Origin of the sequence: Zoogloea sp. (assembly GCF_041911615.1) — a bacterium.
In the GTDB taxonomy this organism is placed as follows: Bacteria; Pseudomonadota; Gammaproteobacteria; order Burkholderiales; family Rhodocyclaceae; genus Zoogloea.
Map to the genome: position 1 here is coordinate 1 of NZ_JAYROR010000031.1, position 13,781 is coordinate 13,781.

The following is a 13,781-nucleotide window of genomic DNA, read 5'->3' on the forward strand; positions in this document are numbered from 1 at the left end:
ATGGGCATGAGCCCTTCGCCTATCTGAAGGACGTCCTCACCCGTCTGCCGACGCAGCAGCAGAGTCGGATCGGGGAGTTGCTGCCGCATCGGTGGAGGCCGGATTCAGCCTGAGGCTCGGTCAAGAGGGGATTGCCGGGGGGTTACTTTGCGCTGCGCCAGCAGGGAGCCCCTGCCCAGTGCGATCAAACCTGTGGCCAAGCGCTCTGCTGATATCCTTCAGGCATCTCCCGTCAGACCAACAACCGACACCTCCATGACCGCCCAACTCGACCGCCTGCTTTTCACCCAAGGGGGCCTGTGCTTCTTCTGTCGCAAACTGCTGCCAAAGGCCGATGCCTCGGTGGAGCATCTGGTGGCCAGCGCCAATGGCGGCACCAACGACGAAGGAAACTGCGTGGCCTGCTGCAAGACGCTCAACCATCTGCTTGGCGCCAAATCGATCCGCGAGAAGATGCAGATCGTGCTGAATCAGCGCGGCAACTTCCAGTGCCCTGCAGTGCTGGCTCAGGCATCGTGTCCTCCGCCAATAGCTTCTGCTTCCCCTGCAATCGCAGTGACGCCCAAGCCCACTCCGCTGCACGCCAGTGCCAACACCACCCAAACTGCCTTTGATCTTGTGGTGTCGGACCTCAGGAAACGCGGCGCATCGCGGCCTCGGAAAGTGGCGACCCTATCGAGCACCATCAAGGCACTGCTGAAAAACCAGCAACGCGCCCATTCGGATGGGGACGTGGAGGCGGTGATCAAGGAACTGCAGAGGCGGGGGCAGTTGGTGGTGGAGGAGACGAAGGTGGCTTATAAGTTGGGGTGAGGGGACGGCGGGTTGTCGGCCAATGCGGCTGGTGGTGGCAATCGCGAGCGGCTGCTACCGCCCCCTCGTGGACGAAAAATCGAAAAACCGACTATATATGCCGGGCTAAGTGAAGCCGTAACCGGTGTAGGCACAGATGCGCCCGCCAGAGTTTAAAGGCTTGTCTGTAACTCTACGGGGCTACACTCTGGCACGTGCGCGCTGGTCGATCCTGGCTCTGAGGATTGCCTGCACATGAGCATAGAGACGTGACTGAGCGTTCGACCTATCAGCAATACTAACGCATAGGGCGTATGGTTCTAGCTCATCGCCAACGGTGGACCAACCGGCATCTTGCCGCGTAACTACCACGTGCACTTGCCCTTGCGGGCGTTGTTGGAAGCGCCACCTCGACACCTGAAGCGTCCCCGCCTGCCGTGCTTCTCCAGATAGCCACCTGTTCGTGCCACGCTCGGGCAGCCCTTGGTCACGGTCCCGCTGGAACGCTGCAGCCACCGCATCCAAGTCAGTGGCAACCACTAGGTTGAACTTCAGTTTGGTCATCCGATAGTCCAGCCGTGTGGTCCGGACGACTGGACTGTAGGCCAGAGCTACAGTCACCTCACGCGTCCGCCGTCCTCCATCCCATAGTTCGTCAGGGATGGGTATTGCGTAGAACTGACATCTGTCGTTACCGATCTGCTCTTCGCAGATCAACGACACTACGTTGTCCAGGGATTGCTCCAGCGCGCTGTCGTTGATGCAACCGTAACCGACGAGCCGGGTGAGGATCTCGCGGCCCTCAGAGTTGTTGTTCGGGTTCAGTAATGAGACGGATGGCGCAGGCCAATCGGCGTGTGCACCCAGCAAGGCCCGCAGGAGGTTATGGCTCGCGTCTGGCACGCTGCGCAGCAGCTTCGCCGCCCTGTGCGCGACAGTAGGCGCAGCGAAGCTGGTTCCCACCTCTTCTCTGAAGACGTGCCCACTCGCAAAGCCACCGTTTGTGGTGACAACACCAAGACCACGGTGGTCCGTCCTACCTGCCAGTCGCATCGCAGCCAAATTCCCCGCGTGCTCGACAAAATCGGGTTTGATAGCGCCCCCAATGGACGGGCCAGAGCGAGTCAGCGGGAACGGATGACCTGTGCGAGCAATGGGACGGGCCTCGATGGCTTGCGGATACCGCTGGGCATCTCGCGTGGCTTCGTGGCGGGCGATGCCGCCGACAGTCACTACATTTAGTGCGGTGGCTGGGTCCACCAAGCGAGCGCTTTCCTCCAACAAGTAGCCAGGGAAGCTACCCACGGGGTCGCCGGGCAAGGTTTCCTCTTTGAGATTACCTGTGGACACAACGAACAGCACGCCCAGTTCGCGAGTGAGGCGGTCCAGCGTATACGCGAGGCCGCGCACATGTCCGCCGGTGTATATCTTGTTCAGGTCACCGTAACTGAGGTTGAAGACACGGCAACCAAACTCGTCGTTCAGGTCTCTTACCGCTCGCTCGACGGCGTTCTCCACGAACTCTGTCTGATCCGCACCATCGTGGTTGAAAACGCGCCCGGATACCAAGTGGAGATTTGGGGTGAACGCACCCGCCGCGATCGCGGCTTCGACGTCACCGTAGAGCGCGAGTCCCGCCACTGCCGTGCCATGCCAGGGCTCCGAATCATCTGGACTGCGGTGGGGCAGAACATAGCCTTGGGCGTGTCCCACTGCCGGCGCAATCAGCGGCTGTCCCGTAACTAGACCCGCATCCAGAACTGCCACCCGTGGGGCTTCAGCTGGGGGTGGCCCCGGAGGAGGAAACCGGTTCACGTCGGCCGTAATGGTTCCGATGGCCAAACCCCAACGGGGAGGTAAATCCACAGTTCGCACATCCCGGTAGCGAAGAACTTGCTCAAGCGCCTCACGGGAGCAACGCAGCCGAACCATGAGCAACGACGAACTCTCGATTCGGTCAAGGACCTCAGCACGCAGCTCGGCGGCAAAGGCAACGAACGCGTCCATCGTGGCTTGCCGTCGTCTCGGCATCTCCTGTGGCCACAGCTCGATGTCCAAGGTGCACGGACCCTCTTCGGGCAAGCCTTGTTCAGCTAGCGCAGCGCCGGTGCGGTCCTCCGGCGTCCAGTGCTCGAAGGCGTCGATAACAAACAATAGCTCCTTCCGGGTCACCCTTCCGTCGCGGGCTAACGTTGCGAGGCGCTCTTCGACAAGGTTGAGTCCGGCTGCCGTTGCAAAGGCCAACACAACTTCATGACCCTCCTGGCTGACGACTTCCAGCCCCTCAATCAAGTTGAAGTCAGGAAGCTGCCGCTCACCCTCCCTGAGGCGAATCTTCAGCAGCTTTCGGTCATCGAATCCGCCCAGATCCTCGTTGGCAGCGACTGCGCGTGCCGCACGAAAGCTTTGGAGCAGCGTATTGCCATGCCCGCGAGGATCTGCGGGAGGAGGAGGGCCGAATCCAGGGCGGCGGTGCCGATCTGTTACCGGAGACTCTTTCTCTAACCGCAGGTGCTCATATGTCATTCGACTTGCTCCCCAGGCGCCTTAATGTTGTTGTTGGAATTCCTTAGTCAGCGCAGCCTCTAGGTGGGCCTTGGCTAGAAACTCTCGACTGGCAAGAACCATGTCCTTGACAGCCCGGCGAAGCACGCGCTCAATATCTGCGTGCGACAAGCCCTTGAAGAGAGTGGCAATCTTCGAGTCGTCTGTTTCAAAGTTTCGACGAACGCCAGAAAGTTTAAGTGCGAGAAGACGCTTGACCTGTTCAAGGTTGGGAGGCTCGAAGCGGATGATCTCGTCAAACCGTCGCCAGACTGCCTTGTCGAGCAGAGTCTCATAGTTCGTGGTGGCTATCAGGATGCTAGGGCCTTTATACCCATCTATCATTTGCAGAACAGCATTCACCGACCGCTTCAGCTCGCCATGGTCGTCACTCGCCCCCCGATCCTTGCTCAGGGCATCAAACTCATCAAAGAGCGCTACTACCGGACGAGCAGACACGTAGTCGAAGACCTTGCGAAGATTGGAAGATGTCTCGCCCAGCAGCGAGGAGATGACCGAATCAAGGCGGACAACCAGCAGGGGCAGGTCAAGCGCACTCGCGATTACCTCGGCAGCGAGTGTCTTGCCGCAACCTGGCGGGCCGCAGAACAGCAGACGCTGGGCCGGCTGCAGGCCATGGGCCAGCAATACGTCCGCTCGTCGATGCTCCATCAGCACCTCGTCCAACGCAGACTGCGCCGCATCACCCAACACGATGTCGCTCTCGTCTCGAATTGCGGGCCGTTCTTCGACCAAGGCCACGCCACTGTCCTTGTTGACGGGCAGTTCCGTGGCGGGAAGTAACCGTAGGTGCCCACGACCGGAGGTGGACCGCTCACCGTACAGCAGCCTTTCCAAATCGTTAGCTAGCAGGTGGTGCTTCTTTTCGCGCTCCTCACGAATTACAGCTTCCGAAGCTGCCTTAAAGCTGTCCGAGTCACCCTCGATCCCTGCCTTGATTAACTGCCTGAGTAACTTTGCATTGGACATACTTCACCCGTGGTCGAAACAATCGTTCTTCGATTCCTTGTCGCCTTCGGCTGCAGGAAATGCAGCTAATTCTAAGCTATAAGGCTTCGGTAACTTGTAGAACAGTCATCGCTGTGAGAGGATTTTTGACAGTCCACTTCGGTATCCGAAATTGGTCATTTGGGTCCGCTGGCATCAACGTCTGCAATGGCCGGTATGTAGTCTTTCGCCTTAACTGCCATCTCCTAGCACGTGTTTCGCACTTCAATATGAACCGCGCCAAATGTTAGCCTGCCCATCACCTCTTGCCCATATGCCATAAGTCATACGCCCGCTCCCTCCCCATTCTTGACCCACAACAGGGCGCCCCCCACCCCTCGCCGCTATAGTCACCGCCGCATCCCCGCCCTGCGGTAGCATCACCCGCACAGCCGGGCGTGGGCTCGGGGATTCGAGGAGAGATCAGATGGCAGTTCTGGCAGGCAGGCGGGCGTTGGTCACGGGTTCCACTTCGGGGATTGGTCTTGCGGTGGCGCGGGCCCTGGCCCAGGCGGGGGCAAAGGTGATGCTCAATGGCTCGCGGGTGGCGGCGGATGCGGAGTCGGTTCGCGCGGCGCTGGCTGCCGAGACGGGCGTGGAGATCGGCTATACGCCGGCCAATCTGGCCGACCCGGCTTCGGCGCGGGCGCTGGTGGAGGCGACGATTGCGGCCTTTGGCGGGGTGGACATCCTCATCAACAACGCGGGCATTCAGCATGTGGCGGCGGTGGATGCCTTTCCCGACGACACGTGGGATCAGCTGCTGGCGATCAACCTGTCGTCGGTGTTTCACACCACCAAGGCGGCGCTGCCGGGGATGAAGGCGCAGGGCTGGGGGCGGATCGTCAATATCGCGTCGGCCCACGGGCTGGTGGCCTCGCCGTTCAAGGCGCCCTACACGGCCAGCAAGCACGCGGTGGTGGGCTTCAGCAAGGCGGTGGCGCTGGAGGTGGCGGAGCAGGGCATCACCTGCAACGCGCTGTGCCCGGGTTATGTGCGCACGCCGCTGGTCGAGAAGCAGGTGGTGGATCAGGCCAAGGTGCACAACCTGCCGGAGGAGCGGGTGATCCGCGAGGTGATCCTCGCCGCCCAGCCCACCAAGCAGTTTGTCGAGGCCGAGGAAGTGGCGGCGTATGCGGTGTTTTTGTGCTCGGATGCGGCCAAGTCGGTCACCGGGTCGGCGCCGCTGATCGATGGCGGGTGGACGGCGCGGTAGCGGGGTGGCCCGCGCGCCGATTGTTCAAAGCGTGAGGGGCGACGGAAGTCGCCCCTACAGGATGGGGCGGCTGGCCCCGGCGGGATCATGGAAGAGTTCATCGGCGGCCTCTGGCACAAGTTCATCACCCGCGCGGCGACGCGCAGCTACCCGGATGCCGCCGTGCGGCTGGACGACATCGAGCGCACGGCCGGCATCCTCTTCCGCGCGCTGGGGGGCGACGCCGGTCTGCGCGTGGCGCCGGCCGCCGAGCTCGAACACGGCGCCCGGCGCAGCTGGCTGCAGCGCATCGCCCACGTGGGCGAAAAGGCCGCCCATGCCGCGCGGGACGCCGAAACCCTGCGCCTGCCAGCCAACATCGCGTTCTTTCCCGAGCGCAGCCTCAACCGCGATCTCTACCTGTGGCTGATCGCCCAGGGCGCCGCGCTGCCCGATGGCGGGCTGGACACCGACGGCTGGATCGCCGCCAACCAGGCCGCCAGCCGCGCCACGCTGGATGCCTTCCCCGGCTTTGCGGCGCGCTACCGGCGGCTGGTGGAGGCCGTGATTGCCGAACGGCCCGATCCGGCCAAGTTGCCGTCCGACGAAGCCGCCGCCGAGCGGGCGATCCGCCAGGCGCTGCTTGAGCCCGGCAGCGTGGCCAGCCTGCCCGCCGCCAAGCGCCCGCCCACGCCGGTGGCCCTGTGGCTCTACCCGGCGCCGGTGGCCATCGACCGCCGCGAGCAATCCAACCCGCCCACCCCGGCCGACCAGCGCGAAGGCGGCAGCAAGGCCGCCGATGCCACCGACCGCCGCCGCCAGGCCCAGCGCGAGGACATGCCCGACGGCAAGAACGGTCTGATCCTGCCCTTCCGGGCCGAGAGCCTGCTGTCGTTTGCCGAGTTCGTGAAGGTGAACCGCGGCCACGACGACGACGCCGACGACAACCCCGCCCGCGCCGCCGCCGAGATGGACAAGATCTCGGTGGCCCAGGACGGCACCGACACCGCCTCCAAGGTGCGCTTCGACCTGGACCTGCCCTCCGCGGCCCAGGACGACGTGCCGCTCGAAACCGGCATCCTGCTGCCCGAGTGGGACTGGAAGAAGCAGCAACTCAAGCGCGACGTGTGCAGCCTGACCGTGCTCGACCCGCGCGACGCCCAGCCCTGCGCGCTGCCGCCCCACCTGCTGCGCCCGGCGCGGCGCCTGCGCCACCAGTTCGAGGCCCTTACCCCGGCCCGCCGCTGGCTCAAGAATCAGCCCGACGGCCCCGAGCTCGACATTGATGCCGTGGTGCGCGCCTTTGCCGACCGGAAAACCGGCCACGTCACCGGCGACACCGGCGGCTACCTGTCGTGCGAACGCCGGGAGCGCGACCTGTGCTGCCTGGTGCTGGCCGATCTGTCGCTGTCCACCGACACCTGGGTGAGCGACGAGCAGCGGGTGATCGACGTGATCCGCGACAGCCTGTGGCTGTTCTCCGAGGCGCTGGGCGCCACCGGCGATCCGTTCGGGCTGTACGGCTTCTCGTCGAGGAAGCGAGATCACATCCGCTTTCACCGCATCAAGGATTTCGACGAAGCCGCCGACGATCGCATCCGCGGCCGCATCGGCGCCCTCAAGCCGGGCTTCTACACCCGCATCGGCGCGGCGATCCGCTACGCCACCCAGATCCTCGCCAAGCGCCCCGAAGCCCTGCGCCTGCTGCTGATCCTCTCCGACGGCAAGCCCAACGACGTGGATCACTACGAGGGCCGCTACGGCATCGAGGACACCCGGATGAGCCTCAACGCCGCCCGCCAGGAAGGCGTGCGCCCCTTCTGCGTGACCATCGACAAGGAAGGTCAGGGCTATCTGCCGCACCTCTTCGGCCCGGCCGGCTACACGATCCTGCGCAACCCGGCCGAGCTGCCGGCGCGGCTGCCGTTGCTTTACGCGCAGCTGACCGGCGGCTGAACCGCCGGCGTGTCGGGTCAGCGTTCGACGGCGGAGGTGACGATGGCGGTGTAGGCGTCGCCGGCGAGGTAGGCCGGCGCGTAGGTCACGCCCTGCTGGGCCAGCGCCTGCACGAAGGCCCGCAAGTGGTTGCGCGAGCCCTTCAGGAGACTGGCGTACACCTGCCGGATGTCCTGGTTGTCGATGGTGGGCAGGGCGTTCTCCAGGTCCACGATGTCGATCTCCTCGATCGTGGCCCCCACCCGCAGCCCGTCGATCAGCGAGATTGCGCCCTGCGCCGTGAGGTCGTGGTAACCCTGCTGCAGCACCGGCGCGACGAACAGCCCTTCGCCCAGGTTGGCAGCGGGGTCGGGCAGGCTGTAGCGCACCAGCAGCAGCCGGACGGCTTCGGTGTGGGTCGCCTCGCTGCGGGCGATGTTGCCGAAGATCGGCGTCTGGCCGCCCCACAGGGTGTTCAGACGGGCATACACGTCGTGGGCCAGCTTCTCTTCCTCGCGCATGTAAGCGAGCGAGGTGCGCTCAGCGGCGCTGAGGCTTTCGAGGGGCTGCGCCGCCAGCGCGGCGGAGAGCGCCGTGTCGACGAAGCTGGAACTGCCGTCGGCATTCACGACGAAGGGGGCGCTGCCTTGTTGCGGGGCGTTGCCGCCGCTGCCGCCGCAGGCGACGAGGAGGCAGGCGGCAAGGACGGTCGAGGCGAGCCCGAGGCGATGTCTTGTCATGGTGGTCGGTGGTGAAAAGGATCGAGGGCGCGGCGGATCAGCGTCCGCCACGGGGGCCCATGCCGGCGCCGTCGGCACGACGATTGCCGCCGCCGCCCTGGGCGGGCGGGGTGTCCGGCAGCTGGACGCCGCGTTCGCGGGCGCGGGCCTGCATGGCCTCGTGGTGCTGCTGGCGGTAGGCGTCGCGCTCGGCTGCGGTGCGCGCGCCGCGCAGGGTGGCGCGATGTTCGGCGCGTTCCTGCGGCGTCATGAGTTGGCTGCCGTAAGCGGTGTCGGCGGCGATGGCGGGGCCGGCAAGCGCGAGGCTGAGCAGCGCGGTGGCGAGCGATACGACGTGGCGCGATGTCATGGCGGTCTCCGGATGAGCGGGGAGGGGCCGCCCGGCGACGGGCTGAAGAAAGAGGAGGTCGCGCGGCCGGGGCGGCGGTCGACCGGGAAGTCCGGTCGCTTCAAATATAGCCCCGGTTTATTAGTTTTTTCTAATGTTCGGCGATATGTCGCATTGCCGCCGGGCGCTTGTCTGGACGGTCAGGCGGCGGTGGGGCCGGCGACGTGCGGGGGCTGGCCGAGGAACGCCGGCTGGTCCTGGGCAATCCGCTCGGCCAGCCAGTCGGCGACCGCCGCGACGCGCGGCTGCTGGCGGGCGTCCGGGTGGATCAGCAGCCACAGCTCGCGGGTCAGCACGGGCGCTGCGCCGCTCAGGCGGATCAGGCCGGGGGCGGGATCGGCCACCAGGCAGGGCAGGATCGCCTGACCGATGCCGGCGGCCACGGCGCACATCAGGCTCGCCATGCTGGCGGTGCGCAGCCGCATCGGCGCCGTGCCGTGCCGCTCGGCGAGCCAGCGCATCTCGGGGGTGTGGGCGAGCGCGTCGTCGTAGCCCACCCAGCCGTCCACGGCGCCGCTGGCCGGGCCGTACACCGCGAAGCCGATCTCGGCGACCTTGCGGATCAGGAAGTCGCCCTCGGCCGGGCGGGCGAGGCGCAGCGCGATGTCCGCCTCGCGCCGTGCCACGTTGAGGTTGGCGTTGCTCGCCACGAGTTCGACGCCAAGCCCCGGATGGCGCGCGAACAGGCCGGGCAGGCGCGGCGTGAGCCAGTTGGCGAGGAGCGTGCCGACCGAGGTGATGCGCACCGTGCCGGTCATCGTGTCGCGTCCAGCTTCGGCGATGCGGGTGAGTCCGGCCACGTCCTCCTCGATGCGGGCCGCCCGGGCGAGCACCTGGATGCCCACGGGCGTTGGTCGCCAGCGCCCTTCGTCGCGCTCGAACAGCGGTGTGGCGAGGGCATTTTCGAGGGCGCGCAGGCGGCGGGCGACGGTGGTCTGGTCCACCTTCAGACAGCGGGCGGCGCCGGCCAGCGAGCCTTCGCGGCCGATCACGACGAGAAAGCGCAGGTCGTCCCAGTTCATGGGGGGCATTTCCGGAATGGGGTTGCAATTTTGCAGGATTGGGCGGCAGATGTGCATATTTACGCAGGGGTCGCCCGGCCCTACGCTGCAGCCATCGCATTTCAACCCGAGGAGAAAACCGATGACCGCGCCCTTCACCCTGCGCCAGCTGCTCGGCCTGCCCGCCGCGCCGGCCCCGCTGTCCCAATCCGTGCTGATTCTGGTGGACGTTCAGAACACCTATCTGCGCGGCACGATGCGCCTCGACGGCGTCGAGGCCGCGCTCGAGGAGTGCGTGCGCCTGCTGACGCGGGCGCGGGCGGCCGGCGTGCCGGTGATCCACATCCAGCACGACGCCGGTCCGGGCACGCCCTACGACATCCGCGCGGAGATCGGTGCGATCGCCGACCCGGTGGCCCCGCTGGCGGGCGAGCCGGTGGTGGTCAAGCGGCACGCCAACGCCTTCATCGGCACCGAGCTGGAAGCGCATCTGCGGGCGCTCGGCGCGCCGCGCCAGCTCGTCGTGGCGGGCTTCATGACCCACAACTGCGTCAACTCCACCGCCCGTGGCGCGGTGAACCTGGGCTGGCCGGTGGTGGTGCCGGCGGCGGCCACGGCGACCCGTGCGCTGCCGGCGCCCGGCGGCGGCACGGTGCCCGCGGCCGAGGTCCAGCGGGCCAATCTGGCCGGCCTGTCGGATGCGTTTGCGGTGGTGGTGGCGGGCGGCGACGACATCCCCGCCTGAGCGGCGATCAGGCCTCGGCGGTGGGCTTGCGACGCCGGGCGAGGTAGACCGGGCCGAGTTGGCCGGCGAGGCGCTCGGCCTTCAGCCAGATGTCGGGATGGGGGCGGAAGCTGTCGCGCAGCTGCTTCCAGAGCGGCGAGGCCTTGTGCAGCAGTTCGTGGAGCAAGGTGTCGAGCAAGTCCAGCGCGTCGTCGTCCGACAGGCGGGCGAGGTAGCGCGGGTTGAGGCGCAGGGTGTCGGAGTGCCAGCGGTACTGGCCCAGCACCCGGCCGGCCGGCGACAGGCGGCGGGTGCACAGGCGGCGCGGAATGCCAAGGTGGGGCAGCGATTCGCGCACCACCTCGAGGGCCAGGTCGATGTCGCGCTGGGTCATGGCGGCCTCGGTGACGGGCGGGGCTCAGACGCCCCAGGTGACGGGGACCTTGTCCTTCAGCGCGCGTTCGAGCAGTTCGAGCAGCGGTACGGCGCGCTGGAAGAAGCTCACCCCGCCGCCGGACGGCCGGGCCTCGTCGGCGGCCTCGTCGTGGCGGGCTTCGGCGGCGCGGGCCTTGTCCGCCTCGATGGCGGCCTTGACGGCGGCGATGGCGCCCGGGAGCTGTTCAACGGTGACGATGCCCGTCGCGTCGGCCGGGTCCTTGCCCAGCACGCCGAGCATTTCCTTGCCGTTCTTCTCGAACATGATGACGTCGCCGCTGGCGGAGGATTTGAAGACGATCAGCATGATGGCGCAGCCTTGAAGTGGATTGGTCTCCCATTGTAGTAGCCGGACGCGGAAAACCCGAAGCGTCAGCGCTCGTCGTGGGTGCTATCGTGCGCCTTCGTCTTTGCGTGAAGGTCGGCCATGACCAAGGGCCAGTCGTTCGCCGGTATCGGCTTCGGCCTCGGAGCCTATGGCATCTGGGGTTTCTTTCCGCTGTTCTTCCGCCAGCTCGGCCACGTCAGCCCGGCCGACGTGCTGTGCAACCGTGCCCTGTGGGGTTGCCTGTTCGTCAGCCTGATCCTCGCCGCGAGGCGGGATTGGAGCAAGGTGGGCGCGGCGCTCCGGCGACCCGGCACGCTGCCGCGCCTGACCCTGGCGGCGCTGCTGGTAGGGTCGAACTGGCTGGGCTTCCTGTGGGCGGTGGACCAGCATCTGGTGATCGCCGGCAGCCTGGGCTACTTCCTCACTCCGCTCGTGAATGTGCTGCTCGGCATGATGGTGCTCAAGGAGCGCCTCGACGGCAAGGAATGGCTGGCCGTCGGGCTGGCGGTGGCGGCGGTGGTCAACGAGTTCGTCGCGCTGGGCAGTCTGCCGTGGGTGTCGCTGTTCCTGGGCGGCACCTTCGGGCTGTACGGGCTGGTACGCAAGCAGGTGCCGGTGGATGCGGTGTCGGGCCTGTGGCTGGAGACGCTGTCGATGCTGCCGCTGATCGGCGTCTATACCCTGTGGCAGTCGTGGCAAGGCCACGCGGTGTTCAGCGGCCACGACGGGATGACGCTGTTCCTGCTGGCCATGTCGGGGGCGATGACGGCGCTGCCGCTGATGCTCTTCGCCGCGGCGACCCAGCGCCTCAACCTCGCCACGGTGGGAATGCTGATGTACATCAACCCGACCATGCAGCTCGTCACCGCGGTGTGGCTCTTCGGCGAAACCCTCCAGCCGGCGCGGCTCGTCACCTTTGCACTGATCTGGGCTGGGCTGCTGATTTACAGCTGGAGCGGCTGGCAGAAGTACCGCCAGGCTGCGGCGCAGGGCTGACTTAAAATCGGGCTTTTCGGCTGTTTTCCGTTCCCATGATCCGCATCGGCATCGACCTCGGCGGCACCAAGATCGAAATCATCGCCCTTGCGGCGGATGGCCGTGTGCTGGTTCGCCGTCGGGTGGCGACGCCGCAGGGCGACTACGCCGCGACGCTTGCGGCGGTGACGGGGCTGGTGACCGCCGTCGAGTCCGAGCTCGGCCAGCGCGGCAGTGTCGGCGTGGGGATGCCGGGCGCGTTGTCGCGGACCACCGGGCGCGTCAAGAACGCCAACTCCACCTGTCTGATCGGCCAGCCGTTGCAGCACGATCTCGCCCGGCTGTTGGGCCGTGAAGTCCGTCTCGCCAACGATGCCAACTGTTTTGCGCTGTCCGAGGCGGTGGATGGCGCGGCAGCGGGGGCTCCGGTGGTGTTCGGGGTGATCCTCGGCACCGGGGTCGGTGGTGGCGTGGTGGTCCATGGGCGGGTGCTCGAAGGCGTCAATGGAATCGCCGGCGAGTGGGGCCACAACCCGCTGCCCCGGCCGGCGGGCGACGATCTGCCGCTGCCGCCGTGCTACTGCGGGCGGGCCGGTTGCGTCGAGACCTACCTCTGCGGTCCGGCTTTTGCGGCGGACCACCGCCGCATGGGCGGCGCGGCGCTCATGCCGGCGGAAATCGCGGCCGGCGCGGCGGCGGGTGAGGCGGCCTGCTTGGCCAGCCTGGCGCGCTACGCCGACCGGCTGGCGCGGGCGCTGGCGGGCGTCATCAACGTGCTCGATCCGGACGTGATCGTGCTGGGCGGCGGCATGTCGAACCTCGACGCGCTGTACGCCGAGGTGCCGCTGCGCTGGGGGGCGCACATCTTTTCCGACACCGTGGCGACCCGCCTGGTGCGCGCCGCCCATGGCGATTCGTCGGGCGTGCGCGGCGCGGCGTGGCTGTGGCCGGCTTGAGCCGGCGGCCGTCGGAGCGCAAAATGGGCGCCGTTAAACCTTGTGGCTGACGCTATAACTTTGGATAGAGATGCGATGAAGGTGCGGATTGACGCGGTGTTTGTCGGCGAACTGCGCCCGCTGCCGCCCGAGGGGCAATTGACGGGGATCTTCAAGACGCCCGTCGATGTCCCGGTGGCGGTCGGGTCCGAAGGCCTCGCGGGCGACCGCCAGGGCGACCGGCGCGTCCACGGCGGCCCCGAGAAGGCAATCCATTACTACCCGGCGGAGCACTATGCCCGCCTCGCCGGGCGGGTGCCGGGCGTGGCCGCCCTGCTGGCTCCCGGCGTGCTGGGCGAGAATCTGTCGGGCCGGGGCCTGGACGAGACGTCGGTGTGCATCGGCGACGTCTTTGCGGCAGGCAGCAGCCGCCTGCAGGTGAGCCAGCCCCGTCAGCCGTGCTGGAAGATCAGCCATCGTCTCGGGCACGATCCGATGTCGCGGGTGGTCGCCGAGCTGGGCTGCACAGGCTGGTATTTCCGGGTGCTCGAAGCGGGCGCGCTGGCCGTGGGCGACAGCCTGACGCTGATCGACCGCCCCGCTCCGGGCCTGACCCTGGCGCGGCTGTGGGCCGCCCATACCGCCCACCGTCCCGATCCCGCCGAGATCGGGCTGCTGGCCGCCGCCGCCGGGCTCAACCCGGCCTGGGCGGCGCGTCTGCAGGGCCGTGCGGCATGGTTGCTTGACTCTGCCAACCGCTAGGCTAAAAAAGAACTTCGCC

At 66.8% G+C, this 13,781-nt stretch carries 15 protein-coding genes; 8 read left to right on the plus strand and 7 right to left on the minus strand.

Translation table 11 applies throughout. The annotated features are described in order from the left end of the window. Positions 1–113 (plus strand): transposase domain-containing protein (locus ACE3P2_RS03465; RefSeq protein ID WP_374260580.1); only part of this gene is annotated, 113 nt, incomplete at its 5' end. Between the two features lie 142 nt (positions 114–255). Next, positions 256–813 (plus strand): HNH endonuclease, encoded by a 558-nt coding sequence (locus tag ACE3P2_RS03470; protein ID WP_374261063.1) that lies wholly within the window; start codon positions 256–258, stop codon positions 811–813. A gap of 180 nt (positions 814–993) precedes the next feature. Here ACE3P2_RS03470 and ACE3P2_RS03475 read toward each other — a convergent pair whose 3' ends face one another. Further along, positions 994–3,318, minus strand: a complete 2,325-nt coding sequence (locus ACE3P2_RS03475; protein ID WP_374261066.1) for a S8 family peptidase — start codon at positions 3,316–3,318, stop codon at positions 994–996. Between the two features lie 21 nt (positions 3,319–3,339). Beyond that, positions 3,340–4,326, minus strand: a complete 987-nt coding sequence (locus ACE3P2_RS03480; RefSeq protein WP_374261068.1) for an AAA family ATPase — start codon at positions 4,324–4,326, stop codon at positions 3,340–3,342. A gap of 445 nt (positions 4,327–4,771) precedes the next feature. On the opposite strand from ACE3P2_RS03480, the gene ACE3P2_RS03485 reads away from it, so the two are divergent. Together ACE3P2_RS03485 and ACE3P2_RS03490 are read left to right on the plus strand one after the other, a co-directional pair. After that, positions 4,772–5,560 carry a 3-hydroxybutyrate dehydrogenase gene (locus ACE3P2_RS03485; RefSeq protein ID WP_374261070.1) on the plus strand — a complete coding sequence of 263 codons (789 nt, stop codon included), beginning with the start codon at positions 4,772–4,774 and terminating at the stop codon, positions 5,558–5,560. An 87-nt stretch (positions 5,561–5,647) separates the two neighbouring features. Further along, the gene (locus ACE3P2_RS03490) at positions 5,648–7,495 is read left to right on the plus strand and encodes a VWA domain-containing protein (protein WP_374261072.1); all 1,848 of its coding nucleotides are present in this window, start codon (positions 5,648–5,650) and stop codon (positions 7,493–7,495) included. Between the two features lie 17 nt (positions 7,496–7,512). On the opposite strand, the gene ACE3P2_RS03495 is transcribed toward ACE3P2_RS03490, so the two are convergent. The 3 genes from ACE3P2_RS03495 to ACE3P2_RS03505 all read right to left on the minus strand — a co-directional run bounded on the left by ACE3P2_RS03495 (position 7,513) and on the right by ACE3P2_RS03505 (position 9,624). Beyond that, entirely contained in the window at positions 7,513–8,214 is a 702-nt protein-coding gene (locus ACE3P2_RS03495) for a DUF2202 domain-containing protein (protein WP_374261075.1), read from the minus strand. Positions 8,215–8,251: 37 nt separating this feature from the next. Then, the gene (locus ACE3P2_RS03500; protein WP_374261078.1) at positions 8,252–8,563 is read right to left on the minus strand and encodes a hypothetical protein; all 312 of its coding nucleotides are present in this window, start codon (positions 8,561–8,563) and stop codon (positions 8,252–8,254) included. 179 nt (positions 8,564–8,742) lie between these two features. Continuing rightward, on the minus strand, positions 8,743–9,624 hold the full coding sequence (locus ACE3P2_RS03505) for a LysR family transcriptional regulator (protein WP_374261081.1): 882 nt from the start codon (positions 9,622–9,624) through the stop codon (positions 8,743–8,745). Between the two features lie 121 nt (positions 9,625–9,745). Here ACE3P2_RS03505 and ACE3P2_RS03510 point away from each other — a divergent pair, with 121 nt between their 5' ends. Then, complete coding sequence (locus tag ACE3P2_RS03510; protein ID WP_374261084.1) at positions 9,746–10,348, plus strand: cysteine hydrolase family protein; 603 nt, start codon at positions 9,746–9,748, stop codon at positions 10,346–10,348. 7 nt (positions 10,349–10,355) lie between these two features. Here ACE3P2_RS03510 and ACE3P2_RS03515 read toward each other — a convergent pair whose 3' ends face one another. Continuing rightward, a complete protein-coding gene (locus ACE3P2_RS03515) occupies positions 10,356–10,721 on the minus strand; it encodes a hypothetical protein (protein WP_374261087.1) in 366 nt (121 codons plus the stop codon). A 24-nt stretch (positions 10,722–10,745) separates the two neighbouring features. After that, on the minus strand, positions 10,746–11,069 hold the full coding sequence (locus ACE3P2_RS03520; RefSeq protein WP_374261089.1) for a DUF1840 domain-containing protein: 324 nt from the start codon (positions 11,067–11,069) through the stop codon (positions 10,746–10,748). A gap of 120 nt (positions 11,070–11,189) precedes the next feature. Between ACE3P2_RS03520 and rarD the strand changes: the two genes are divergently transcribed. The 3 genes from rarD (at position 11,190) to ACE3P2_RS03535 (ending at position 13,762) form a co-directional block, all read left to right on the plus strand. Continuing rightward, positions 11,190–12,086, plus strand: coding sequence for an EamA family transporter RarD (gene rarD / locus ACE3P2_RS03525; protein ID WP_374261091.1), 897 nt, complete (start codon positions 11,190–11,192; stop codon positions 12,084–12,086). 35 nt (positions 12,087–12,121) lie between these two features. After that, positions 12,122–13,021, plus strand: coding sequence for an ROK family protein (locus ACE3P2_RS03530; RefSeq protein WP_374261094.1), 900 nt, complete (start codon positions 12,122–12,124; stop codon positions 13,019–13,021). Between the two features lie 75 nt (positions 13,022–13,096). Beyond that, complete coding sequence (locus tag ACE3P2_RS03535; RefSeq protein WP_374261096.1) at positions 13,097–13,762, plus strand: MOSC domain-containing protein; 666 nt, start codon at positions 13,097–13,099, stop codon at positions 13,760–13,762. The last annotated feature ends 19 nt before the right edge of the window (positions 13,763–13,781 follow it).

Bases quoted from the DNA above. Each gene is read 5' to 3' on its own strand.
- ACE3P2_RS03500 (WP_374261078.1), bottom strand. From the start codon at position 8,563: ATGACATCGCGCCACGTCGTATCGCTCGCCACCGCGCTGCTCAGCCTC.
- rarD (WP_374261091.1), top strand. From the start codon at position 11,190: ATGACCAAGGGCCAGTCGTTCGCCGGTATCGGCTTCGGCCTCGGAGCC.
- ACE3P2_RS03515 (WP_374261087.1), bottom strand. From the start codon at position 10,721: ATGACCCAGCGCGACATCGACCTGGCCCTCGAGGTGGTGCGCGAATCG.
- ACE3P2_RS03485 (WP_374261070.1), top strand. From the start codon at position 4,772: ATGGCAGTTCTGGCAGGCAGGCGGGCGTTGGTCACGGGTTCCACTTCG.
- ACE3P2_RS03535 (WP_374261096.1), top strand. From the start codon at position 13,097: ATGAAGGTGCGGATTGACGCGGTGTTTGTCGGCGAACTGCGCCCGCTG.
- ACE3P2_RS03475 (WP_374261066.1), bottom strand. From the start codon at position 3,318: ATGACATATGAGCACCTGCGGTTAGAGAAAGAGTCTCCGGTAACAGAT.
- ACE3P2_RS03495 (WP_374261075.1), bottom strand. From the start codon at position 8,214: ATGACAAGACATCGCCTCGGGCTCGCCTCGACCGTCCTTGCCGCCTGC.
- ACE3P2_RS03480 (WP_374261068.1), bottom strand. From the start codon at position 4,326: ATGTCCAATGCAAAGTTACTCAGGCAGTTAATCAAGGCAGGGATCGAG.
- ACE3P2_RS03510 (WP_374261084.1), top strand. From the start codon at position 9,746: ATGACCGCGCCCTTCACCCTGCGCCAGCTGCTCGGCCTGCCCGCCGCG.
- ACE3P2_RS03490 (WP_374261072.1), top strand. From the start codon at position 5,648: ATGGAAGAGTTCATCGGCGGCCTCTGGCACAAGTTCATCACCCGCGCG.
- ACE3P2_RS03530 (WP_374261094.1), top strand. From the start codon at position 12,122: ATGATCCGCATCGGCATCGACCTCGGCGGCACCAAGATCGAAATCATC.
- ACE3P2_RS03470 (WP_374261063.1), top strand. From the start codon at position 256: ATGACCGCCCAACTCGACCGCCTGCTTTTCACCCAAGGGGGCCTGTGC.
- ACE3P2_RS03520 (WP_374261089.1), bottom strand. From the start codon at position 11,069: ATGCTGATCGTCTTCAAATCCTCCGCCAGCGGCGACGTCATCATGTTC.
- ACE3P2_RS03505 (WP_374261081.1), bottom strand. From the start codon at position 9,624: ATGAACTGGGACGACCTGCGCTTTCTCGTCGTGATCGGCCGCGAAGGC.